Origin of the sequence: Mycolicibacillus trivialis (assembly GCF_002102395.1) — a bacterium.
Lineage (GTDB): Bacteria > Actinomycetota > Actinomycetes > Mycobacteriales > Mycobacteriaceae > Mycobacterium > Mycobacterium triviale.
Genome location: NZ_LQPZ01000047.1, coordinates 50624 through 74626 on the forward strand (window position 1 = coordinate 50624; position 24003 = coordinate 74626).

Sequence of the window (24003 nt, forward strand, 5' to 3'; positions counted from 1 at the left end):
CGCTCACCCTACGGCGTGAGCTCCCGGTATCCGTCCGCGGTGGCCACCAGCACCTGCGCGCCCGGCGGGCTGCCGCAGGCACGCTCGCAGCCGACGAAGTGGCGATGCCCGGTGGCGGGCTCATCGAGGCGGGCGGCGGCGTCGGCGCGCACGTCGGCGGCCGACCGCGCGCACCCCGGACTGCCCACGCAGGCGCTGATCGACAGCCACGGCGAGTGTGCGTCGAAGATCAGCCCCAGCGGTGCCAGCACCCGCACCACGGTGTCGGCGGCCGCTTCGTCGAGGTCGCAGATGAGCACCGAGCGCCACGGGGTCACCACCAGTGGGGCGTCGATCGCCGCGAGATACTCCGCGACCCGAGCCGACAACACCCCCAGCGGAACGGCCGCGCCCAGTGTCACCCGCCCGCCGGCCTGCTCGAGCCAGCCCACCGGCGGCCCGGCCGGTGGCGTCCAGGTCGCACCGGCCTCGGCGACCGGCTCGAGTCCGGCCAGCAGTGTTTCGGGGTCGGTGAGCTCGGCGACCCGCCACGCGTCGCCGCGGATGGTCGCGAAACGGGCCGCGAGCGCGATGAGCGTGGCCACCGCGTCGGCGGCGGGGACCCGGACTCCGGTGTCCCGTCCGGCCAGCAGCAGCGCTGCCGTGTCGGCATCGGCCCACAGCGCGGTGAGATCGGGGCGCAGCCCGGCCACGTCGCCGCGCCCGTCGTCGAGTCCGAACCAGAATCGCCCGGGCAGGTCGGCCAGTCGCGGCTCGGCCCGGATCGCGCGGTCCAACCGGGTGACGTGGTCGCGCACGTCGGCGGTGCCGCCGACCCGCCCGCTCAGCGGTGAGGCGACGATGTTGCGGACCCGTTCGTGGCTGGCGGAAGGCAGCAGACCGGCCGCGGCCACCGCCGCGGCGACACCCGCCGGATCGGTGATGGCGCGCACCTGGACGTTCCCACGCGAGGTGAGTTCGAGTGCCGGTGAGCCGAATTCGGCGGCTGTGCGCGCCAGCGCCGCCAACTGCGCGGCGCTGATCATCCCGCCGGGTAACCGGATCCGGGCCAGGGCGCCGTCGGCGGCCGGATGGGTCTGCCGCGCGCCGGGGCAGGCGTCGGTGTCCCGCGTACGGCTCATGGCGCCCGCATCCCCTTCCCGCGTTGCCGCCCGGTAGCGCCGATCCGGGCGAACGCCCCGGCGCATCGCATCGAACTTCGTGCAGGTCACGGTAGTATTGCGGCACCCAGTCGCGCGAATCACCCCGGGGGGGCCGGTGGAGCAGGACGCGGTACCAGCGCCGGGTTGGCCGATGGTGGCCCGCGAGCCGGAGTTCGCCCGCGCGATGGCGGCCTTCGACGGCGTGGTCACCGGTCGCGGCGTGGCGCTGGTCGGCGAAAGCGGAGTGGGCAAGTCGACGTTGGCGCGTGGGCTGGCGGACACGCTGCAACGGCGTGGGCAGCAGGTCCGGTTCGTCCTGGGCACCCGCGGCGGCAGCGCCGTCCCGCTCGGTGCGTTCTCCCGGGCGCTGACGGTCGACACCGCCGAGGACCCCGCCGAGATGTTGGCCGAAGCCGAGCGGGCGCTGTCCCGCCAGCCGAACCTCGTGCTGGTTCTCGACGACGCCCACCTACTCGATCCGCTCTCGGCGGCGTTGGCCTACCAGCTCGCGGTGAGCGACGCGGTGCGGCTGATCGTGACGCTCGGCGCCGGAACCGATCCGCCCGACGCGGTCACCGCATTACTCAAAGAGGGACTGCTCACCGGGGTGCACCTCGCGGCGTTCACCACCGAACAGACCGCGGTGCTCGCCCGTGCGGTCCTCGGCGGACCCGTCGAGAACCGGCTGGTCGCCGAACTGCAGCGGCGTACCGCCGGCAATCCGCTGCTGTTGCGCGGGTTGCTCAGCGCGGGACGCGAATCGGGGGTGCTGCGCCGGGTCGATGACCGCTGGGAGCTGGGCGGGCCGTTGAACGCCGACCACGAACTCCACGACCTGCTGGAATTCCGGTTGCGGACACTGACCCACGAGGAACGTACCGCCGTCGAGGTCCTGGCGGTCGCGGAGCTGCTGGATTGGGGTGTCCTGCGGGAACTCTGTGACGGCGAGGCGGTCGGTCGGCTGGAACGACGCGGGATGATCCATCTGGTCGCCGACGGCACGGACACGGTGGCCCGACTCAACCACCCGGTCATCGGCGAGGTGGCGATGCGGCTGGCCGGTACGGTGCGCACCCGGGAGATCAACGGCCGGCTCGCCCACGCTTTGCGGGAGCAGCTGCGAGCGGGGTCCGGGCGGCCCCGGCTGCCCGATGCGCGCGGCGGTATCCGGCTGGCCCAGTACCTGATCCGCAGCGATCTTCCCCCCGATCTCGATGTGATCGCCACAGCGGCCGGACAGGCGTTGACGCTGTCGGACCTCCGCCACGCCGAGGAACTGGCCCGTTTCGCCGTCGCTCACGGTGGTGGTCTGGGACCCGCGCTGACCCTCGCCGAGGCGTTGAGCTGGCAGGCGCGCGGCGCGGAGGCCGACGAGGTGCTGCAGGCCGCGGAACCCGGTACGGGCGACGGACCTGCGGCGCTCAACTGGGCGGTGTTGCGATCGGCGAACCTGTTCTGGGGCTGTGGCGAGGTGGATCGAGCCCGCCGCGCCCTGGCTGCGGTGCCCGGCTACTGCGGCGACCCGGCGACGGCCGATGGAGCGGTCGCCGCCCTTCAACTCGCATTCGCGTTCTTCACCGGCGATGTCGCCACCGCGGCCATGACCGGGCCGGCGCGCTGCGACACCGCGGCCGCGGCACCGGCGCTGGGATGGGCCGCGGCGGCAACCGTGTACGCGTTGGGCCTCACCGGCCGATTCAGCGAGGTCGCACCTGTCGTCGCGGCGGGACTGCAGGCGACCGGTGCCGGCGGCGGCGGCCCGCACCGTTTCCTGCTCGGGCTTGCCGAGGTGGCAGCCGCGACCGCGGCGGGCGACCTCGACGCCGCGGAGCAGGCGGTACGACGCTACGCCCTGATGGCGGCCGGGGTCTCGGAGGCCGACGCCCTGGTGGAGGCGATGCACGGGCTGGTCGACCAGGCCCGCGGTGCACTGCCTGCAGCGGTCGAACACCTGCGGGCGTGTCGGGCGGTCCTGCCGGGCGGCTCGGTGTGGCAACTGCCGGTGGCCGCTTGGCTGGCACAGTTCGAAGGCGCCCGTGGTGACGTTGCGGCAGCCGCCGAAGCGGTATGCCGAGCCGAGGCGGCCAACGGAGAGCACCTCGCGGTTTTCCGGCCGGAACTCGAACTGGGCCGAGCATGGGAGCAGGCGGCCCGCGGCCAGACGACCGCGGCGCGGATGCATGCCACCCGGGCCGCGCGGGCCGCCCGACGTTCCGGGATGGACACGCTCGAGCTTCGGGCGCTGCACACCTCGGTCCGCTTCGGCGACCGGGGCTGTACGCCCCGGCTGGGGCAGCTCGCGCACGCCCTGGCCACCCCGTTGGCGGCCGCGACGGCGCTCCACGCGACCGCCCTGGCGCGCCACGACGGCGACGCGCTGGACCGGGCGGCGAGCGGGTTCATCGCGACGGGCGCGCTGGCTCTGGCGGCCGACGCGGCGGCCCACGCCGCCACCGAGCACGAGCGGAACGGCGACCGGGCGAAGGCGCTGGCCTCGATGGGTCGGGCGCGGCTGGGAGCCGAGGTATGCGGGCTCGCCAGCCCGGCCGTCAGCGCGGCGATCCGGCCGCTGCCGCTCACCGGCCGCGAACGCGAGATCGCATCGCTTGCCGCAGAGGGATTGTCGAACCGCGAGATGGCCGAACGGCTCTCACTGTCGGTGCGAACCGTCGACGGTCATCTCTACCGGATCTACACCAAACTCGGGATCGAGCACCGTGACCAGCTGGCCGCATTGCTGGGCAGAGGACCGGTACGCCGGTGAGCCCCGCGTTCAATTCTGCTGGCTTTGCGGCACGCCTCGGCGCCGCAGGGTAAGAATTGTGGTGTCGAATTCCTCTGTCTGGATGAGGAATTCGATCGGTAGCGGTGCTTTTCTTGTGGAAGAACTTCGCAAGGAAAGGAATTCAACATGTTTCAGGTTTTTCCGGCACGCCGGGTGCGTGCAACCGCCCATCGGATCAGTCGACGGCGGGGCTCGACACTGTACGTCCCGCAACGTGAACCGAATTTTCTTGAGGCGGCCCGGATGGCACGCGAGATGGGTCACTTGTGACGTCACGATTTCTCGCGGCGTCACGGTCCGGCTCGTGCTGAAGCAGGAGCCGGACCAGGTCCGCTTGACGATGGGTGTCGGTTTTGTCGAAAACGTGCTGCAGATGGGTTTTCACGGTTGCCAGCGAGACCGACAGGGTTTCGGCTATCGATTTGGGGTCGCCGCCTTGGGCGACAAGGACGGCAACCTGGGCTTCACTTACGGTCAAACCGTAGAGTTCGCGCAGTAACGTCGCGCTCGGTACTCGTTCGACGTCGGGGTCGACGATGACGACCATCCGCCGCCACGAAGAGCGCTGGTCCTCCACGGTGGAGGTCATCGGCACCACGTGCAGGACGTATGCCCGCTTCCCGGACGGCCGGGCGCACAGGAACGTACCGGTGGGCTCCCTTGAGTCGCGCTGCGAGGATTCCAGTTTCGCCAAACTGATTCGTAGGCCGTCATCGCGACGCAGCAAGCGCTCCGCTTCGGAGTTGGCGTAGACGACACCACGTCCGGCCGCGAGGATGAGGATCCCGCGCTGCAGGGACTCGCACACCTGGCTCAAGTCGCTGTTGCGGTAGCCGAGGTCATCGAGGTGCTGTCGGGTTCGGAACGCCTGCGCCAGATGCGGCGCCAGAGAACACAGCAACGCGGTGGGGTCGGTCGGCCCGGCTACGCCCGAGCGTTTCGGCAATCGCAGCGCCAGGGTCGCCGCTGTCGGGGCGCCGGTGAGATGCAGGAAGTAGATCTCGTCGAACGCGTTCGGTCGACACCAGTCGGCGTCGATTTCGGTCCGGCCGACTTTTCCGACCATCTCAGATCGGGTACGCAGCGTGCCGACCGGACCGGATTCGACCGTCGCCATGATCGGGTCCCGCAACGCGTAGTGGGCGTTGTAAGCCTGCGCTGCGGAAAACGGCAGGTTCGCATGTTCGATGCGGCGCGGTCCACCGTCGCGGTGGACCACCAGGGCCGTATCGGATTGATCGACCGCACGTCCGATGTCGGCGAGCACCCCATCCCACAGCGACGGTGTCAAAACCGTTGCGTGTATCCCGGATACCAGCCGGGAGAAGTCCTCGAACATGGCGAGTGGCTGAGCCGACGCTCCGTCAGGTTTGCAGCCTGGCGATCTTCGCGGTGTCGCCGAAGAGGTCACTGCGGACGACCTTGCCCGAGCCGTCGAATTCGAGCACTTGGGCGAACGGCGTCTCCGCGGTGCCCTGGGCGTTGGTGAACCGCTGCGTCCCCAAGGCGACGACACGCTCGCCAGCCTCGAGGTAGGTGTTCGGCTCGAGTATGACGCTGGTCCAGTATTCCGGGATCCGGGTCATCATGTCGATGATGGCGTCGGAGCCGTGCAGCGCGCCGCCGAGGGGCACCTCGTCGGAGGAGTGCCAGACGGCGTCATCGGCGAACAGATCCTTCATGCCCGCCACGTCGCCGGCGTGGAACATCTCGTAGGCCTTCTTGACGGTGTCGGTGTGTGACATCGGGTGTCCCTCCTCGGCTGGATCCGGACCGACGTTCTTTCGGTGTTGCTGACGTTTTGACTATCGTGCGGGCCGCGTCCGCGGCGTAGAGCAGTCGGCTACCCGATTTCTCGGCATCGCCGGCCCGGTCTCACCCGTTCGGATGAGATCGCGGAGCGATCAGGGTGGCGCGGCACCGGCGGCGGTGGGGTAGGAATTAGGCGTGTCCGCTGCCCCCGAAGCCCCCGCCCGCATTCTGCTGCTGTCGACCTCCGACACCGACCTGATCACCGCCCGCGCCAGCGGCGCCGACTACCGCTGGGCCAACCCGGCGCGGCTGCTCGACGACGAACTGCCGGAGCTGCTCACCGGCGTCGACGTGGTGGTGGTGCGCATCCTGGGCGGCTACCGCGCCTGGGAGGAGGGGATCGACGCCGTGCTGGCCAGTGGGGTGCCCGCGGTGCTGGTCAGCGGTGAGCAGTCGCCCGACGCCGACCTGACCGACCGCTCCACGGTGCCGGCAGGCACCGCCCTGCAGACCCACCTCTACCTCGCCCAGGGCGGGGTGGAGAACCTCCAGCAGCTGCACGCCTTCCTCAGCGACACCGTGCTGATGACCGGCGTCGGGTTCGCCCCGCCGGTGAGCACCCCGACCTGGGGGGTCACCCGTGAGCCCGCCGATGGCGGCCGGCCCACGGTCGCGGTGCTCTACTACCGTGCCCAGCACCTGGCCGGCAACACCGACTACGTCGACGCGCTCTGCGCGGCGATCGAGGCGGCAGGCGGCACGTCGATGCCGGTGTTCTGCGCCTCACTACGCACCGCCGAGCCGGAGCTGCTGGAGACCCTCGGGCGGGCGGACGTCATGATCGTCACCGTGCTCGCCGCCGGCGGCACCAAACCCGCAGGCGCGACGGCGGGCGGGGACGACGAGTCCTGGAACGTCGAACACCTTGCCGCGCTGGATATCCCGATCCTGCAAGGGTTGTGCCTGACCACGTCCCGCGCTCAGTGGGAAGCCAACGACGACGGCCTGTCACCCCTCGACGTCGCCAGCCAGGTCGCGGTCCCCGAATTCGACGGCCGCATCATCACCGTGCCGTTCTCGTTCAAAGAGATCGACGACGAAGGCCTGATCTCCTACGTCGCCGACCCGGAACGCTGCGCGCGGGTCGCCGGGCTGGCGGTGCGCCATGCCCGGCTGCGCGCCGTCCCCGCCGCCGACAAGCGGGTGGCGCTGATGTTCTCCGCCTACCCCACCAAACACGCCCGCATCGGCAACGCGGTCGGACTGGACACCCCGGCCAGTGCCATCGCGGTGCTCAGCGCGCTGCGCGAGCACGGCTACCGGGTGGGGGAGCTGCCCGGCGTGGCGGCCGGCGACGGCGACGCCCTGATGCACACCCTGATCGAACACGGCGGCCAGGACCCCGACTGGCTCACCGAGGGGCAGCTGTCGGCCAACCCGATCCGGGTGCCCGCCGCGGACTACCGCGCCTGGTTCGCCACCCTGCCCGCCGAGTTCGCCGCCGCCGTCGAGGCACACTGGGGCCCGCCGCCGGGGCAGCTGTTCGTCGACCACAGCCGCGACCCGGACGGCGAGATCGTCATCGCCGCACTACGCGCCGACAACGTGGTGGTGATGGTCCAGCCGCCCCGCGGGTTCGGGGAGAACCCGGTGGCGATCTACCACGACCCCGACCTGCCGCCCAGCCACCATTACCTGGCCGCCTACCGCTGGCTGGGCACCGACTTCCCGGACGGGTTCCGCGCCGACGCGATCGTCCACCTCGGCAAGCACGGCAACCTGGAGTGGCTGCCGGGCAAGACGCTGGGCATGTCGGGTTCCTGCGGCCCGGATGCCGCACTCGGTGACCTGCCGCTCATCTACCCGTTCCTGGTCAACGACCCCGGCGAGGGCACCCAGGCCAAACGCCGCGCCCACGCGGTGCTGATCGACCACCTCATCCCGCCGATGGCCCGCGCCGAGAGCTACGGCGACATCGCGCGGCTGGAGCAGTTGCTCGACGAGCACGCCAACATCGCCGCCCTGGACCCCGGCAAACTGCCCGCGATCCGCCAGCAGATCTGGACACTGATCCGCGCCGCCAAGATGGACCACGACCTGGGCCTGGAGGAACGCCCCGACGATGAACAGTTCGACGACATGCTGCTGCACGTCGACGGCTGGCTCTGCGAGATCAAGGACGTTCAGATCCGCGACGGCCTGCACATCCTCGGCCAGACGCCGACGGGGGAGCAGCAACTGGACCTGGTGCTGGCGATCCTGCGCTCGCGGCAACTGTTCGGCGGCGAACAGACCGTGCCCGGGCTGCGCCAGGCGCTCGGCCTGGCCGAGGACGGCAGCGCCGAACGGGTCAGCGTCGACGAGGTCGAACAGCGGGCCCGCGCCCTGGTCGCCGGGCTGGCCGACCGCGACTGGGACCCCGACGCGGTTGCCGACCTCACCGACGATCCGGACGTCGCCGCGGTGCTGCGCTTCGCCGCCACCGAGGTCGTTCCCCGACTGGCCGGCACCGCCGCCGAGATCGAGCAGGTGCTGCGGGCCCTCGACGGGCGGTTCATCGCGGCCGGCCCGTCCGGCTCGCCGCTGCGCGGGCTGATCAACGTGCTGCCCACCGGGCGCAACTTCTACTCGGTGGACCCCAAGGCGATTCCGTCGCGGCTGGCCTGGGAAACCGGGGTGGCCATGGCGGATTCGCTGCTGGCGCGCTACCGGCAGGACCACGGCCGGTGGCCGGAGTCGGTGGGGCTGTCGGTGTGGGGGACCTCGGCGATGCGCACCGCAGGTGACGACATCGCCGAGGTGTTCGCCCTGCTCGGCGTCCGGCCGGTCTGGGACGACGCCTCCCGCCGGGTGGTGGATCTGGAGCCGATCGCGCCGGCTGAGCTCGGCCGGCCCCGCATCGACGTCACCGTGCGGATCTCCGGGTTCTTCCGCGATGCGTTCCCGCACGTGGTGGCGATGCTCGACGACGCCGTGCAGCTGGTCGCCGGGCTCGATGAACCCGCCGAGGACAACTACGTGCGCGCCCACACCCAAGCCGATCTGGCCGCCCACGGTGACCGGCGCCGCGCCACCACTCGGATCTTCGGTTCCAAGCCGGGCACCTACGGCGCCGGGCTGCTGCAGCTGATCGATTCCCGCAACTGGCGCGACGACGCCGACCTGGCCGAGGTCTACACCGCATGGGGCGGCTTCGCCTACGGCCGCGGTCTTGACGGGGTGCCCGCCGCCGACGACATGAACCGCAACTACCGGCGGATCGTGGTGGCGGCCAAGAACACCGACACCCGCGAACACGACATCGCCGACTCCGACGACTACTTCCAGTACCACGGCGGGATGGTGGCGACGGTGCGCGCGCTGACCGGACGCGACCCGGCCGCCTACATCGGCGACAACACGCGACCTGACGCGATCCGCACCCGCACGCTGTCGGAGGAGACCACCCGGGTCTTCCGGGCGCGGGTGGTCAACCCCCGCTGGATGACGGCGATGCGCAGGCACGGCTACAAGGGGGCGTTCGAAATGGCCGCCACCGTCGACTACCTGTTCGGTTACGACGCGACCGCCCACGTGATGGCCGACTGGATGTACGAGCAGCTCACCGAGAGCTACGTCTTCGACGACGAGAACCGCAAATTCCTGGCCGAATCCAACCCGTGGGCACTGCACGGCATGACCGAACGGCTGCTGGAGGCCGCCGGCCGCGGCATGTGGGCGGCACCGCCGGAGGACACCCTCGACCGGCTGCGTCAGGTGATGCTGGAGACCGAGGGCGACCTCGAGGGCTGACCGGCGAACCCGGCCGAACCGGATCGCATCGATCCGCACGTGAGCCCCGGACAACGGTGGCATCATCGGCGGCAGCACCTGGCTTCACCCGACGGGAGGGTCAGATGGGCGACACCAGGCCTCGACCGGTGCGCGTCGCGATCATCGGGGCGGGCATGTCCGGGCTGTGTATGGCGATCAAGCTGCGCGACGCCGGCATCGACACGTTCACCGTGTTCGAACAGGCCGACGACGTCGGCGGAACCTGGCGGGACAACACCTATCCCGGCTTGACCTGCGACGTCCCGTCCCGCTATTACAGCTACTCGTTTCGGCCGAACCCGGACTGGTCGCGGCTGCTGCCGCCCGGGGACGAGATCCAGGCCTATTTCCAGCAGGTCGCCGACGAGCGCGGTATCCGGGCGCACATCCGGTTCAACACCGCGGTGACCTCGGCGCGCTACCGCGAGCAACGCTGGTGGCTGACCACCGGCGACGGCGCGGAGGAAGCCTTCGACGTGCTGGTCACCGCGACCGGGGTGCTGCGGGTTCCCCGCCACCCCGACATCGCCGGCCGGGAGTCGTTCGCCGGGCCGGCGTTTCACTCCGCGCGCTGGGATCACAGCGTGCCCTTGACCGACAAGCGGATCGGGGTGATCGGCACCGGCTCCACCGGTGTGCAGATCGTCGCCGAACTCGGTGGCAACGTGCGACAGCTGACCATGTTCCAGCGCACCCCGCAGTGGATCTACCCGATGCCCAACCCGCGCTACTCGGCGCTGAGCCGGGCGGTGCTGCGCCGGTGGCCGGCGTTGAGCACGGTGGGCTACCGGGGGTGGGGCGCCTTCTTCCGGTCCCTGTTCGGGCGGGCGGTGGTCCAGCCCGGGGCACAGCGGCGCATCGTCCAGGCGGTATGCCGATGGAACCTGCGCCTGTCGGTACGCGACCCGCAGTTGCGGGCCAAGTTGACCCCGACCGATCAGCCGTTGTGCAAGCGGCTGATCGCCGCCGGGCACTTCTACCGGGCGGTGCAGAAGCCCGATGTGCACCTGGTCACCGACTCGATCGAGCGCATCGAGCCGCGCGGTGTGGTCACCGCCGACGGCGCGCTGCACGAACTGGATGTGTTGGTTTACGCCACCGGATTCGACGCCCGGGCCTATGTGCGCCCGATGCAGGTGACCGGCGAGCAGGACCGCAGCCTCGATGAGGTGTGGGCCGAGGGCCCGCACGCCTACCGCTCGGTGGCGGTGCCCGGGTTCCCCAACCTGTTCATGTTGATGGGGCCGCATTCACCGATCGGCAACCAGTCGCTGGTGCCGATCGCCGAGGATCAGGCGGACTACGCGCTGTGGTGGATCAACCGGATCCGCAGCGGCGCGATCACCGCCGCGGCGCCCACCGAACGCGCAACCGTGCGCTACAACGACGAGATGAAATCCGCCATGCCGCAGACGGTCTGGGTTACCGGTTGTAACAGCTGGTATCTGGGCAAGGACGGCCTTCCAGAGCTGTTCCCGTGGACCCCGCAACGCCACCGCGAGTTGTTGCGCCGGCCGGAGCTCGCCGATTTCGAGGTGCGCTGACCGGGTAGGTTGGGGTCGTGGCCCCGACTTTCGCTGAGGTTTCTCGCGCCGATTACATCCTGCTGACCACCTTCACCAAGGACGGCCGACCCAAGCCGACGCCGATCTGGGCCGCTCCCGACGGCGACCGGCTGCTGGTGATCACCCGGGCCGACGCCTGGAAGGTCAAGCGGATCCGTAACACCGCGCGGGTGACCCTGGCTCCCTGTGATGTGCGCGGTCGCCCCAGGGGGGCTGCCGTGGAGGCCGTCGCCGCGATCCTCGATCCGGCCGAGACCGGCGCCGTCTACGACGCGCTCGGCAAGCGCTACGGATTGATGGGACGGGCCTTCAACTTCGTCAGCAAACTACGCGGCGGCATGCGCAACAACATCGGGCTCGAACTGCGGGCCGCCTGAGCGGTCCTAAGCGGGCAGGTGCTCGCCGAAGAAGGCGAACACCCGCCGCCAGGCGTCCTCGGTGGCGGCCTCGTTGTAGCCGAACCCGGCGATCCGCAGCAGTGGTTGGGCGGGCAGCCGGTTGGCGAAGCTGTGCCCGGCCCCCGGGTACGCCTTGATGTCGGCGGTCACGTTGTTGGCCTCGACGGCGCGCTGCAGTCGGGCCGGCGCGCCGATCCCGTACGGGTCGCGCCGGCCGAAGCTGGCCACCACCGGGCAGGCGCCGCTGAGCGCTTCGTCGAGTCGGCGCGGCAGCGGGGTGCCGTAGAACGGTGCGGTCGCGGCGAACCCCTGCGGCGCGAGCACCAGCGCGAACTGCCCGCCCATGCAGAATCCGGCCACCGCGACCCGCCCGGAACACTCCGGCAGCGCCCGCAGATGATCGCGGGTGGCGAGGATGTCATCGAGTGCACGGCCGCGCTGGGTCAGCAATTCGCGGAAGACCCGCGGGATGCAGCGCGCCCGCCCGCCCCGGGCGTACAGGTTCGGGGTGATGGCCAGATAGCCCGCCGCCGCGATGCGCGCCGAGATCGCTTCTTTGTCCGGCCCGTAGCCGAAGGCGTCGTGGATCACCACCACGCCGGGAAAGGGCCCGTCGCCGGCGGGCCGGTCCAGCAGGGCATCGATGGGACCGTCCGGGCAATCCACGGTGATAGTCGTCACAGCAGTCAACGTAGGCGTTCACCGCGCGCCGCGGAACCCCGGCGGACGGCCCGACGTTGTCCTCACATGCTGTCCCGGGTGTTGCTGGCCTACCTGCTGGTCGAAACCGTCGTGCTGATCGTCCTGGTCGCCACGATCGGCGCCGGCTGGACCGTCCTGGTCCTGCTGGGGACCTTTCTGCTGGGCCTGCTCATCGCCGGGGCGCAGTTGCGCAGGCAGGCGCTGGTACTGGTGCGCGGGCTGCGCGACCCGGCCCGCACGCTCACCGACAGTGCTCTGGTGGCGATCGGGGCGGTTCTGGTCGTGGTGCCCGGCCTGGCCAGCAGCGTCGCCGGGATCGCGCTGCTGTTGCCGCCCACCCGCGCGGCCGCCCGCCCGGTGCTCAGCGCAGTGGCCCTCGGCCGCATCACCCGCTCCGCCGCTGGCCGAAGCGCGTCCCCGGTGGTCGACGGCGAGGTCATCGACGGCGAGGTGGTCCCGGAACCGGCCGGGACAGCGACCAGGGTCGCACCGCCTGCCCTGCCCGCCGGCGGCACCCCGTAACTTTGCGGCGTGACCACACTGCTGCTCGGTGGGCGCATCCACAGCCCCACGCACCCCGACGCGACCGCGATGGCGGTCCGCAACGGCGTCGTGGCCTGGCTGGGCTCCGACCCGGTCGCCCGTGAGCAGTTCCCCCACGCGGAGATCGTCGACCTCGACGGCGGCTTCGTCGCCCCCGGCTTCGTCGACAGCCACATCCACGTCACCGCCACCGGGCTCACCCTGACCGGCCTGGACCTGGGCGGGGCCACCTCCCGTGAGCACTGCCTCGACCTGCTCGCCGAATACGCCGCCGCCCACCCCGACGCACCGATCTGGGGCCATGGTTGGGACGAGAGCGACTGGCCCGAGCCCGTCGCACCCACCACCGCCGACCTCGATGCGGTGCTCGGCCGTCGGCCGGCCTACCTCAGCCGCGTCGACGTCCATTCCGCGCTGGTCTCCGGTGCGCTGCGGGACCGCGTGCCCGGGCTCGACGCTGCGGCCGGTCACAGTGCGCAGCGGCCGCTGACCGGCGACGCCCACCACCGGGTGCGGGCCGTCGCCCGCAGCCTGCTCACCGCCGCCCAACGCGCCGCCGCCCGGACCGCGGCGCTGGACGCGGCCGCGGCCGCCGGCATCGTCGCCGTACACGAATGTGCGGGTCCCGACATCGGTGGGCTGGACGACTGGCGGGAGCTGCGCGACACCCACCACGGCGTGGAGGTGACCGGTTACTGGGGAGAACCGGTGCGCACCGCGGCGCAGGCCACCGAGTTGCTGGCCGAGACCGGTGCGGCCGGCTTGGCAGGCGACCTGTTCGTCGACGGTTCGCTGGGGTCGCGCACCGCGTGGCTGCACGAGCCCTACGCTGACGCCCCGGACTGCACCGGGTCGTGTCACCTGGATGCCGACGGCATCGCCGATCACTTGCTGGCCTGCACCGAAGCGGGCGTGACCGCCGGATTCCATGCGATCGGGGATGCCGCGGTCAGCGCGGTCGTGGCCGGGTTGGCCCGCGCCGTCGACCGGTTCGGCGTCCCGGCGCTCGCACGCTGCGGACACCGGGTGGAGCATCTGGAGATGGTGAGCGCCGAGCAGGCCGCTCGGCTGGGCTCCTGGGGCGTGATCGCGAGCATGCAACCCGGTTTCGACGCGCGCTGGGGCGGCCCGGACGGGATGTATGCGCAGCGTCTCGGGCCGGTACGCGCCGGTAACCTCAACCCGTTCGCGCTGTTAGCATCCCAAGGCGTGCCCCTCGCCTTCGGTTCCGACGCCCCGGTCACCGCGCTGAGCCCCTGGGCGATCGTGCGAGCGGCCGCCACCCATTGCACCGAGGGCAGTGCCCTGTCGGCCCGCGCCGCCTTCGCGGCCGCCACCCGGGGCGGATGGCGGGCGGCCGGTGTCCACGACGGCCTGACCGGGACCCTGGCACCGGGGGCCCCGGCCTCCTACGCGATCTGGGACACCGGGGAACTCGCCGTCAGCGCGCCGCGCGACGCGGTGCAACGCTGGTCGACCGATCCGCGGTCGCGGGTGCCGGCATTGCCGGAACTGGGAGCCGATGCGCCACTGCCGCACTGCCGGAGCACGGTCCACCGGGGTGTGGTCATCCATGGCTGAACGATCGAGGTGGCGCCGCCACGAGGCCACCGAAATCATCCCGGTGGTGCGCGACGGCGATGAGCAGGATTCCGCGCATTTCGAACTGGACACCGACTACGACCCGGTCGGCGACCCCGAACCGCTGCCCGAACCGAGCGACGACGACACCGCCACCGACACTGACGCCGCCGACACCACCGACGCCGACACTGACTCGGACGACACCGACACCGGCGACGAGACCGGCCGGGACGAGTCGGACCACGGCGACGGCGCCGGCGAGACCGGTGGGCCGGCGATCCCTGGGGTGGCCGCGCGGGCCGGGTCCGTCGTCGCGGGCTGGCTCAGTGCGCTGCTGCAGCTGCTGAACCGGGCGGCTCATGCGGGCCTGGCCCGGCTCGCCCGCCTCGGTGTCGCGACCGTGCCCCGGCTGCCCCGGCTGATCGCCACCGTCGCCGGGGGGGCGCTGCTGTGCACCGCGTTCCCCCCGTGGAGCTGGTGGTGGGCTGCGGTGGTCGCCGTGGCGCTGCTCAGTTGGGTGCTGACCCGTCCGGACACCACCGCGGCCGGTGGATTCGGCTACGGACTGCTGTTCGGCCTGGTCTTCTACATTCCGCTGCTGCCGTGGATCAGCGGGCTGGTCGGCGCGGTGCCCTGGCTGGTGCTGGCGCTGGTCTGTGCGCTCTTCCCGGCGCTGTTCGGGTTGGGGGCGGTCCTGGTGCGTTCGCTGCCCGGCTGGCCGATCTGGTTCGCCGGCGTCTGGGCGTTGCAGGAATGGTTCAAATCCGTCTTCCCGTTCGGCGGGTTCCCCTGGGGCGTCATCGGGTTCAGCCAGACCGACGGCCCCTTCCTACCGTTGGCCTCGCTCGGCGGTATCCCGCTGTTGTCGGCCGCGATCGTGCTGCTCGGCTGCGCGATGACCGCGCTGGCCGTCGAGATCATCCACTGGTGGCGCCAGGACCCGCAGACCCAGAAGACCGGGGCGCCGCCCGCGGTGGTGCTGCCCGGCGTGTGCATCTGCCTGGTGCTGTTCAGCGCGGTCGCGGTCTGGCCCACCGTGCGCCGCGCCGGGTCCGGAGCGGAGAACACCCCCGGGGTCACCGTGGCCGCCGTGCAGGGCAACGTGCCGCGGCTGGGACTCGACTTCAACGAACAGCGCCGCGAAGTGCTCGACAATCATGTCCAGCAGACCCTGCGGCTGGCCGAGGAGGTCCACGCCGGGCACGCCCCGCAGCCGCAATTCGTGGTCTGGCCGGAGAACGCCTCGGACATCGACCCGCTGACCAACACCGACGCCGCCGAGCAGATCACCATGGCCGCCCGGGTCATCGGCGCGCCGATCCTGGTCGGCACGGTGCTGCGCGCACCCGGCTGGACCGCCGACAACCCGGTGTCGACGAACTCGGTGTTGGTCTGGGATCCGGCCGTCGGGCCCACCGACCGCCACGACAAACAGATCGTGCAGCCGTTCGGTGAGTATCTGCCCTGGCGCGGCTTCTTCCGGCACCTGTCCGCCTACGCCGACCGTGCCGGCTATTTCGTCCCGGTCGAGGGCACCGGGGTGGTGCAGGCCGCGGGCGTGCCGGTCGGCGTCGCCACCTGCTGGGAAATCATTTTCGACCGCGCGCCGCGCGAATCGGTGCGCAACGGGGCACAACTACTGGTGGTGCCGACCAACAACGCCACCTTCGACGCCGCGATGAGCACCCAGCAGTTGGCTTTTGCCAAGGCGCGCGCGGTCGAACACGACCGCTACGTCGTCGTCGCCGGCACCACCGGGATCAGCGCCGTCATCGCCCCGGACGGCCGGGAACTCGGCCGCACCGAGTTCTTCCAGCCGGCCTTCCTCGACCAGCAGGTCCACCTGAAGACCACGCTGACACCGGCCACCCGATGGGGCCCGGCTGTTCAGTGGCTGCTGGCCGGTCTGGGGTTGGCCGCCCTGCTCGCGGCGATGTTGCAGAATAAACCCTCGCTGCGGACCTGGCCGCCGCGCCTGCCACGCCGTACCCCACCCGACACCGGCTCCAACGGAGCCACCGACCCCGACGACGACGCTGTCGGGACCGACAGCACCGAGACGCCCCCGGAGCCCTCCGGGCCGGACAGAGGAGCCCCATGACCGCCGGCAGCCCGCCCGACGATTCGCGCCCCCGCCCGACCGGGCGCAGCCTGGTGATCATCCCGACCTTCAACGAGCGGGAGAACCTGCCGCTCATCCTCGGGCGGGTGCGCCGTGCGGCACCGGAGGTCGACGTCCTCATCGTCGACGACGGCAGCCCGGACGGCACCGGCGAACTGGCCGACGAGCTGGCACTGGCCGACCCCGACGCGGTCTACGTCATGCACCGCACCAGCAAGGACGGCCTCGGCGCGGCCTACCTGGCCGGGTTCGCCTGGGGCCTCGAACGCGGCTACTCGGTGTTGGTCGAGATGGACGCCGACGGCAGCCACGCGCCCGAGCAACTGCACCGGCTGCTCGAGGCCATCGACGCCGGCGCCGACGTGGCGATCGGCTCGCGCTACGTCGAGGGCGGCGAAGTGCGGAACTGGCCGGTGCGCCGGCTCCTGCTGTCCAAGACCGCCAACACCTATTCGCGGCTGCTGCTCGGCGTCAAGATCCGCGACATCACCGCCGGCTACCGCGCCTACCGGCGCGAGGTCCTCGAGGAGATCAACCTCGATGCGGTGGACTCCAAGGGCTACTGCTTCCAGATCGACCTGAGTTGGCGGGCCATCAACCACGGTTTCACCATCGTCGAGGTGCCGATCACGTTCACCGAACGGGAACTGGGCGTCTCGAAGATGAGCGGGTCCAACATCCGCGAAGCGATGGCTCAGGTCGCCCGGTGGGGGATCGGCGGGCGGTGGGACCGGGCGCGCGGCGCCGTCCGATCCTGATTCAGTCGGCCGGGCACTTCCGCCGTTGTCTTCGGAGTAGCCGGGGTGCCCCGGGCCGGGGTTCGACCAGTTGTCCGGGCCCGGCCGCGATCATCGGGCTGCCTTTCCGGGCGCCCATGCCGAGGCACGGTGATTTCGTTACCTCGACCATCGGGCGGAGGGCGGACCGCCAGCATCGACCAAACCGCGTAGAACCCACGCCCCGCTGCGTAGCCCGCTCGTACGCGCTGAGAGTCGGTCAGCCGCGACGCCGCGCCTTGATCAGCGCCAACCGCTCCTTGAGCAACTCCTCGAGCTCCTCGACCGAACGCCGCTCCAGCAGCATGTCCCAGTGCGTCCGCGGTGGCTTGACCTTCTTCGGCTCGGGGGCCTCACCCTCGATCAGGGTGCCTTCCATGCCGTTGCGGCAGATCCAGACGCCGGGGATCTCGGCGTCGTCGGCGAACGGGACGTCGAACTCTTCACCGTTCTCGGTGCGGTAGCGGGCCACTTGGCGCGGCGCCAGGTCGTGGTCCCGGTCGGTTTCGTAACTAACCGCCCCGAGCCGGCTTCCTCGAAGAACACGGTCGGCCATCGGACCTCACCTCTCAACACAATGCTTTGCGCTCAGCGCATCGGCGAACACAATTCTCGGCACAAACTCGTCAGGTCAACGCGTCGGCCGGCGGGAAAAGTTCCCGGCACCCGCCGACGCCGCCGCAGGCGCGACCACTGATGATACCGCGACCCGGCCCGGCGGCCGACTACACTCGGCAGCCGTGACGCGCCGCCGCCCGCCCCAGCCCTGCCGCTGGTGCGGCCGGGAGGTCTCCGACACCCCCACCGGTCGTCGCCGCCAGTACTGCCGCCAGTCCTGCCGCCAGCGCGCTTACGAACAGCGCACCCAGCTCGCCGCTGCGGGCGGTGCGGCACTGCCCGCCGACGCGGTGGTGCTCACCGCCGAGGAGGCGGCCACCCTCGCCGACCGGATCTACCAGGTCCGCTGCGCGGCCGAGGACGTCGCCACCGCACTCGAGGAGGGCGTCGAACCCGGTGAGCTGCGCGCGCTGTGCGCGCGGGTGCTCCACGCCGCCGCGGCGGCCGACGGCTGGCGCTGAGCAGGAGTCTGCGCCGGTCAGCAGGCGAACTTCAGCCCGACACCCTCCGGCGCCGGCACCGAGTCCAGACAACCGAACGGGACCACCCCGGCGGCCGACATCCGCACCGCCGACTGGTGCGCATAGTTGACGCAGTACAGGTCGCTGTCGTGCGCCCGGCACCGGAAATCACCGAAGCGCAACGTCTGCCCCTCGGGCAGGTCGGCGCCGTCGCCCTTGCTGAACGGCCCCGGGTCGCCGTGCACGGAGCCGACCTGCAGGTCCGCGCCGGTGTAGTCGACCCAGCCACCGATCCATTCGCCGTAGGCGCTGTCCGGCTTGGGCGGCGGATCGGCGAGATCGACCAGGCACATCAGCGTGTCCGCGGCGTACTTCTGATCGGTCATGCAGCGGGTCGTCCCGGAGAGGAACGCGATGTCCTCGCCGAGGTCACGGCTGGTGCCGTCGCGGGTGGCGGTGTGGAACGGCCCGGTGTCGATCTGTTCACCGACCTCCACCCAGGCGATCACATCGGTCGCGGCAGCCCCGTCGGGCGGCGGTGCGCCCGGGGCGGTGGTCTGCGGCGGCAGCGCACTGCTCGACGTGCCGGCCGGCGGCGTGGACGTCTCCGACTCCGGGTGGCCGGTGATGGTGTGCGAGCAACCGGCGATCAGCACCGCCGTTGCCAGCAGGACAGCACAACGCATGCGGCAAGGCTAACCGTCGCGGCACCGTTTTGCGGGCAGGGACGGGCCGGGACACGACCGTTTCGATACCGTCTCCTCATGCACCATCGCACGGTCCGCATCACCACCACCGCCGGCGTCGTCGAAGGGTTCACCCGCGACGGCGTACACCGGTGGCGGTCCATTCCCTACGCGCAGGCCCCGGTGGGACTCCTGCGGTTTCGGGCGCCGCGACCGGTGCAGCCCTGGCCGGGGGTGCGGCACTGTCACGGCTTCACCCGGTGTGCTCCCCAACAGCGCCGCTACACGATGCTCTCGGTCGGCAAATACCAGCCGATGGGGGAGGACTGCCTGACCCTCAACGTGGTCACCCCGCAAGACCCGCAGCCGGGTCCGCTGCCGGTGATGGTGTTCATCCACGGCGGCGGCTACATCCTGGGCAGTTCCGCCACCCCCATCTACGACGGGGCGGCGCTGGCCCGGCGCGGCTGTGTCTACGTGTCGGTCAACTATCGACTGGGTGCGCTGGGCTGCCTGGACCTGTCGGCGTTGTCGACCAAGGACTACCCGCTGGAAAGCAACCTGTTCCTGCGCGACATCGTGGCGGCGCTGAACTGGGTGCGCGACAACATCGCCGCATTCGGCGGCGACCCGGACAATGTCACGATCTTCGGTGAAAGCGCAGGCGCACACGCCGTCGCCACCTTGATGGCGGTACCGTCCGCGGCGGGCCTGTTCCATCGGGCGATCGCCGAGAGCCCGGCGTCCGGGATGGAGCGCTCCTCGGAGCTGGCGGCCGAGTTCGCCGGCCGCTACGCCGAGCTGCTCGGCGCCCGCCGCTCCGACGCCGCCCACACGCTGATGGCCGCGACCGCTTCTCAACTGGTACGCGCGCAGGACGAGTTGATCGACCAGGGCGTGGAAGACACCCTGGGCGCCTTCCCGATCGGGCCGGTCTACGGCGACGACGTCGTCCCGGTGGAACCGGTCGACGCGATGCGCCGGGGTATCGCCCACCGGGTGCCGTTCATCGTGGGCTCCAACGCCGACGAGGGGCGGTTGTTCACCCGGTTCCTACGACTGCTGCCGACCACCGAGGCGATGATCGAAGACGTACTCGGCAACGTCGACGCGGCCACTCGGGAGCGGATCCTCGCCGCCTACCCCGACTACCCGAAACCGGCGGCCTGTGTTCGGCTGGGCGGCGATTTCGCGTTCAACGCCGCCGTCTGGCAGATCGCCGAGGCGCACAGCGCGCACGCGCCGACCTATGTGTACCGCTACGACTTCGCACCCCGGATGCTGCGCTGGTCGGGGCTGGGCGCCACCCACGCAACCGAGTTGTTCGCCGTGTTCGACGTCTACCGCAGCGGATTCGGCAATCTGCTCACCGCCGCCGGCGACCGCCGTGACGCGCTGAAGGTCAGCAACGAGGTGCAGAACCGGTGGCGGGAGTTCGCCCGCACCGGCCGACCCGGCGACGGCTGGCCGACCTACACCACCGACGAGCGCGCCGTGCTGGTGATCGACCGGCGCGTCCGAGTCGAAAAGGACCCGCACTCCGTCCGCCGACGGGCGTGGCAGGGATTCACCCTCGTCCGTTAGCGCAGCGGGCCGGTCAGTCCCGGACCACCGCGGTGCCACCGGCGAGGTCGTCGTGCTTGCCCTGCTTGGTCGGGCTGTCGAACGCGGTGACGGCGATCACGACCACCGCGATGAACATCAGCAGGCCGCCGGCGAACGGCAACACCGGCAGCAGCGTGAACGCATTGCGGATCGCCGCCTGTTTGCCGTCCGGGTGATCGGCGCCGCCCGGGCCGTGCACCCGCAGCCCCAGCAACGACTTGCCCGGCGTGGCGCCGCGGGTCATCTCGAAGAACACGAAGTAGCCGAACATCAGCACACCGGAGAACAGACCGGTCACCAAGAACCAGTAGTCACTGTCCCGCAACAGCAGCGACAACAGCACCGCAGCGATGTTCACCAACACGCCGTCGATGAACCGGGCAAAAAACCGGCGAAGCAGACCGCCGGGCGCGCCCTGGGCAGGCGCGGGGTTGCCGAACGCGTTTTCCGTCATGGACGCCAATGTACCGGCCCGGTTTCGCGAGTAGAGTTCCCCACGGCAACGGGTGCGTGAGGTGTCGAGACGGTGTACCAGATCGTGGTGGCGGCAACCATCTTCGCCCATTTCGTGTTCCTGGGCTATCTGGTCGTGGGCGGCTTCCTCGCCTTGCGTTGGCGATGGAGCTTCTGGCTTCACCTCCCGACCGTGTTGTGGGCGGCGGCCATCACCGTCTTCAGTCTCGACTGCCCACTGACCTGGCTGGAACGCTGGGCCCGGCAGCGCGGCGGCATGGCTCCGCTGCCGTCGGAAGGGTTTGTCGCGCACTACATCACCGGTGTGTTGTACCCGGCCGGGTGGCTGGATGGAGTGCGGATCGTGCTCTTCGCGGGTGTCGCGGTGTCCTGGCTGTGCTGCGCGGTGCAGACGGTGCGGAGAAACCGATGAGCGCGGATCCGATCCGTCTCGCCGACCGGGTGTATCAATTCCGGTTGGAGTTTCTCGACGTCACCATCGGTGTGGTTGTCGGGCGTCGCGGTTCAGTGCTGATCGATTGCGGCACAACGCTATGTGAGGCTCAAATGGTCGATCACAGTGTTCGTGCGCTGACCGGCGCCGCCGTAACCGATCTGGTGCTCACCCACCACCACTTCGATCACATCCTGGGCTCGTCGGTGTTCGCCGGCGCGGTCATCCACGCCGCGCCGGGGGTCGCCGAGACGATGCGCGACCACACCGATTCGCTGCGCGCCGATGCGCTACGTCACGGTGCCGACCAGGCGGCGGTCGACGAGGCGTTGGCGGCGCTGCCCAGCCCCGGTCGGCTGATCGGCCCCGGCGGCGGGGGAACGGTCGACCTCGGTGACCGCCGGGTGCGGATTCGTCACCTCGGGCGCGGGCACACCGGCCACGACCTGATCGTCGTGGTCCCGCCGGTCACCGTCGACGAGCCGACCGTGGTGTTCTGTGGCGACCTGGTCGAGGAATCCGGTCCGCCGATGATCGGCGCCGATGCCCACCCGCGCGATTGGCCGGCAACCCTGGAGCGGTTGCTGGCCGTGGGTGGCCCGGACGCCCGCTACGTGCCCGGACACGGCGCCGCCGTCGACGCCGGATTCGTGCGTGAGCAACGCGACTGGCTGGCCGCCCGGGCCGGGCGCTGAACTCTTGGGGCTGGCACGGCCGGTGGCGGGCGATACGGTGGATGGATGAGGGCGCTGATCATCGTCGACGTGCAGAAGGACTTCTGCGAGGGCGGCGCCCTCCCGATCGCCGGTGGCGCCGAACTGGCCGGCGCGATCAGCGCGTACCTGAACACCGGTGATCGCTACCGTCACGTGGTGGCCACCGCGGACCGCCACGTCGACCCCGGCGACCACTTCTCCGACAATCCCGACTACGAGACCTCGTGGCCGCCGCACTGTGTGGCAGGCACCCCGGGCGCGGAGTTGCATCCGTCGTTGGCGCCGACGCTGATCGAGGCCGTCTTCGCCAAGGGTGCGCGCGACGCCGGCTACAACGGGTTCGAAGGTGTGGACGACGGCGGGGTGCTGCTGCCCGACTGGCTGCGGGCCCGCGGCGTGGAGGCGGTCGACGTGGTCGGTATCGCCACCGACCACTGCGTTCAGGCCACCGCCGAGGCCGCGACCCGAGCCGGGTTCGTCACCCGGGTGCTGTCCGACCTCACCGTGGGGGTGAGCCCGCAATCGGCCACTGCCGCCCTCGACCTGCTGCGCACGGTCGGGGTCGAGGTACTCGACACCGCCACCGCCGACCGGGAACACGAACTGCTGGCCGCGGTGGAACAGTCGCCGCGCGCTGCAGGCGCCCACGACCGGGCGGCCTGGGTCGATCTGTTCACCGCCGACGGGCTGGTGGAGGATCCGGTGGGCTCGCGACCGCACGTCGGCACCGAACGGATCGGGCGGTTCTACGACACGTTCATCGGGCCACGGGACATCACGTTCCATCGTGACCTCGACATCGTCTGCACGACCACCGTCATCCGCGACCTGGAACTCGAGGTGGCGATGGGTCGCGGTGTGGTGATGAACATTCCGGCATTTCTGCGCTACGACCTGCGGCAGGCGGACGGCCGGTGGCGGATCGCCGCGCTGCGTGCCTACTGGGAACTGCCGGCCATGATGGGGCAGTTCCTGCGCAACGGCATCCGGGCGCTGCGCCCGTCGTTGGCGTTGGCCGCTGGGCTGGGCCGCAACCAGGGGGTGTCCGGCGCCGCGGGTTTCCTGACCGGCTTCCGGCGGGTGGGGGCGCGGCACAAGGGCGCGGTCGGAACCTTCTTGAGCGCGGTGGCGCGCGAGGACATCACCGTGGCGGCCCGGCTGTTGGCGCCGGATGCCCGAATCAGCCTCGGCGACGACCGGCCGATTGCGTTGACCGAGTTCGTCGAGCGGCTCAGCGGAGCCGGCTGGACGAAAATCATCGGTGCGGGGGACACGGTCGCGGTGTCGGTCTTCTGCGACACCGACCGCGGTGTGCTGTTCGTGGCGCTACGGGGGCACCAGATCCACCGGGTCCGCTATTTCAGCGGGCGCTGATCAGCGGCCGGGCACTTCGACCACCACGTTGGTGGCCTTGACCGAGGCCACGGCCAGACTGCCCGGCTCCAACCCCAATTCGTCGGCGGCTTCGCGGCTCATCAGCGAGACCATCCGAAACGGCCCGGCCTGGATGTCGACCTGCGCCATCACGGTGTCCCGCGTCACCTTGGTCACCAGCCCGACCAGCCGGTTGCGGGCCGACGCGCCCAGCACCGGGCTGCGCGCCATCCGTTCCCCGGCCGGACGCTGCTGCACGAACTCGGCCAGCGCCGCGCCGTCGACCGCACGCGGGCCCTCCCCGGGGGTGACCGGCAGCCGGCCGGCGTCGATCCAGCGTCGGACGGTGTCATCGCTGACCCCGAGCAACTCGGCAACCTCGGAGATACGGAAACTCGGCACGAACCCACCATAGGGCGTGCCGCGCGTTGCGGCCTCGGCAATCGGCGCGGCG

General features: G+C 70.9%; 21 protein-coding genes and 1 pseudogene. 14 read left to right on the top strand and 8 right to left on the bottom strand.

Annotated features, from left to right (window positions below; translation table 11 throughout):
• Positions 1–8: 8 nt before the first annotated feature.
• On the bottom strand, positions 9–1121 hold the full coding sequence (gene cobG / locus AWC30_RS16320; RefSeq protein ID WP_085111287.1) for a precorrin-3B synthase: 1113 nt from the start codon (positions 1119–1121) through the stop codon (positions 9–11).
• A 172-nt stretch (positions 1122–1293) separates the two neighbouring features.
• Between cobG and AWC30_RS16325 the strand changes: the two genes are divergently transcribed.
• A complete protein-coding gene (locus AWC30_RS16325; RefSeq protein WP_085111288.1) occupies positions 1294–3906 on the top strand; it encodes a helix-turn-helix transcriptional regulator in 2613 nt (870 codons plus the stop codon).
• Between the two features lie 196 nt (positions 3907–4102).
• Here the strand turns inward: AWC30_RS16325 and AWC30_RS16330 are convergent, their stop codons facing one another.
• Both AWC30_RS16330 and AWC30_RS16335 read right to left on the bottom strand, forming a co-directional pair.
• Positions 4103–5266, bottom strand: coding sequence for a helix-turn-helix transcriptional regulator (locus AWC30_RS16330; RefSeq protein ID WP_085111289.1), 1164 nt, complete (start codon positions 5264–5266; stop codon positions 4103–4105).
• Between the two features lie 25 nt (positions 5267–5291).
• Positions 5292–5672: a nuclear transport factor 2 family protein gene (locus AWC30_RS16335; protein ID WP_085111290.1), complete on the bottom strand. Its 381-nt coding sequence runs from the start codon at positions 5670–5672 to the stop codon at positions 5292–5294.
• Positions 5673–5904: 232 nt separating this feature from the next.
• On the opposite strand from AWC30_RS16335, the gene cobN reads away from it, so the two are divergent.
• The 3 genes from cobN to AWC30_RS16350 all read left to right on the top strand — a co-directional run bounded on the left by cobN (position 5905) and on the right by AWC30_RS16350 (position 11434).
• Positions 5905–9471, top strand: a complete 3567-nt coding sequence (gene cobN, locus AWC30_RS16340; RefSeq protein ID WP_109562111.1) for a cobaltochelatase subunit CobN — start codon at positions 5905–5907, stop codon at positions 9469–9471.
• Between the two features lie 104 nt (positions 9472–9575).
• Positions 9576–11036 carry a flavin-containing monooxygenase gene (locus AWC30_RS16345; protein ID WP_085111292.1) on the top strand — a complete coding sequence of 487 codons (1461 nt, stop codon included), beginning with the start codon at positions 9576–9578 and terminating at the stop codon, positions 11034–11036.
• A gap of 17 nt (positions 11037–11053) precedes the next feature.
• A complete protein-coding gene (locus tag AWC30_RS16350; RefSeq protein WP_085111293.1) occupies positions 11054–11434 on the top strand; it encodes a PPOX class F420-dependent oxidoreductase in 381 nt (126 codons plus the stop codon).
• A gap of 6 nt (positions 11435–11440) precedes the next feature.
• Here the strand turns inward: AWC30_RS16350 and AWC30_RS16355 are convergent, their stop codons facing one another.
• Positions 11441–12136 (bottom strand): dienelactone hydrolase family protein, encoded by a 696-nt coding sequence (locus tag AWC30_RS16355; RefSeq protein WP_085111294.1) that lies wholly within the window; start codon positions 12134–12136, stop codon positions 11441–11443.
• Between the two features lie 66 nt (positions 12137–12202).
• On the opposite strand from AWC30_RS16355, the gene AWC30_RS16360 reads away from it, so the two are divergent.
• The 4 genes from AWC30_RS16360 to AWC30_RS16375 all read left to right on the top strand — a co-directional run bounded on the left by AWC30_RS16360 (position 12203) and on the right by AWC30_RS16375 (position 17164).
• Complete coding sequence (locus AWC30_RS16360; RefSeq protein ID WP_085111295.1) at positions 12203–12679, top strand: FxsA family protein; 477 nt, start codon at positions 12203–12205, stop codon at positions 12677–12679.
• A gap of 69 nt (positions 12680–12748) precedes the next feature.
• Positions 12749–14281 (top strand): amidohydrolase, encoded by a 1533-nt coding sequence (locus AWC30_RS16365; protein ID WP_085111331.1) that lies wholly within the window; start codon positions 12749–12751, stop codon positions 14279–14281.
• Positions 14274–16385 (top strand): apolipoprotein N-acyltransferase, encoded by a 2112-nt coding sequence (gene lnt, locus AWC30_RS16370; RefSeq protein WP_085111296.1) that lies wholly within the window; start codon positions 14274–14276, stop codon positions 16383–16385. The genes AWC30_RS16365 and lnt overlap by 8 nt, the downstream gene beginning before the upstream one ends.
• Entirely contained in the window at positions 16382–17164 is a 783-nt protein-coding gene (locus tag AWC30_RS16375; protein ID WP_085111297.1) for a polyprenol monophosphomannose synthase, read from the top strand. Before lnt ends, AWC30_RS16375 begins: the two co-directional genes overlap by 4 nt.
• 238 nt (positions 17165–17402) lie before the next feature.
• Here the strand turns inward: AWC30_RS16375 and AWC30_RS16380 are convergent, their stop codons facing one another.
• The gene (locus tag AWC30_RS16380; protein WP_085111298.1) at positions 17403–17738 is read right to left on the bottom strand and encodes an RNA polymerase-binding protein RbpA; all 336 of its coding nucleotides are present in this window, start codon (positions 17736–17738) and stop codon (positions 17403–17405) included.
• Between the two features lie 184 nt (positions 17739–17922).
• On the opposite strand from AWC30_RS16380, the gene AWC30_RS16385 reads away from it, so the two are divergent.
• Positions 17923–18261, top strand: coding sequence for a hypothetical protein (locus tag AWC30_RS16385; protein ID WP_085111299.1), 339 nt, complete (start codon positions 17923–17925; stop codon positions 18259–18261).
• 17 nt (positions 18262–18278) lie between these two features.
• Here AWC30_RS16385 and AWC30_RS16390 read toward each other — a convergent pair whose 3' ends face one another.
• Positions 18279–18947, bottom strand: coding sequence for a hypothetical protein (locus AWC30_RS16390; RefSeq protein WP_085111300.1), 669 nt, complete (start codon positions 18945–18947; stop codon positions 18279–18281).
• A gap of 78 nt (positions 18948–19025) precedes the next feature.
• Here AWC30_RS16390 and AWC30_RS16395 point away from each other — a divergent pair, with 78 nt between their 5' ends.
• The gene (locus AWC30_RS16395; RefSeq protein WP_085111301.1) at positions 19026–20531 is read left to right on the top strand and encodes a carboxylesterase/lipase family protein; all 1506 of its coding nucleotides are present in this window, start codon (positions 19026–19028) and stop codon (positions 20529–20531) included.
• 13 nt (positions 20532–20544) lie between these two features.
• On the opposite strand, the gene AWC30_RS16400 is transcribed toward AWC30_RS16395, so the two are convergent.
• Entirely contained in the window at positions 20545–21006 is a 462-nt protein-coding gene (locus tag AWC30_RS16400; protein ID WP_085111302.1) for an RDD family protein, read from the bottom strand.
• A 72-nt stretch (positions 21007–21078) separates the two neighbouring features.
• Here AWC30_RS16400 and AWC30_RS16405 point away from each other — a divergent pair, with 72 nt between their 5' ends.
• The 4 genes and pseudogenes from AWC30_RS16405 (at position 21079) to AWC30_RS16415 (ending at position 23549) form a co-directional block, all read left to right on the top strand.
• Positions 21079–21438 (top strand): DUF2784 domain-containing protein, encoded by a 360-nt coding sequence (locus AWC30_RS16405; RefSeq protein ID WP_085111303.1) that lies wholly within the window; start codon positions 21079–21081, stop codon positions 21436–21438.
• Positions 21435–22154: an MBL fold metallo-hydrolase gene (locus AWC30_RS16410; protein ID WP_085111304.1), complete on the top strand. Its 720-nt coding sequence runs from the start codon at positions 21435–21437 to the stop codon at positions 22152–22154. Before AWC30_RS16405 ends, AWC30_RS16410 begins: the two co-directional genes overlap by 4 nt.
• Positions 22155–22199: 45 nt before the next feature.
• A pseudogene (locus AWC30_RS18140) lies at positions 22200–22748 on the top strand (isochorismatase family protein); the annotation flags it as partial.
• Positions 22722–23549: a nuclear transport factor 2 family protein gene (locus tag AWC30_RS16415; RefSeq protein ID WP_085111332.1), complete on the top strand. Its 828-nt coding sequence runs from the start codon at positions 22722–22724 to the stop codon at positions 23547–23549. The pseudogene AWC30_RS18140 and the gene AWC30_RS16415, both read left to right, overlap by 27 nt.
• Here the strand turns inward: AWC30_RS16415 and AWC30_RS16420 are convergent, their stop codons facing one another.
• Complete coding sequence (locus AWC30_RS16420) at positions 23550–23951, bottom strand: TOBE domain-containing protein (RefSeq protein ID WP_085111305.1); 402 nt, start codon at positions 23949–23951, stop codon at positions 23550–23552. It abuts the gene before it with no gap.
• Positions 23952–24003 lie beyond the last annotated feature (52 nt).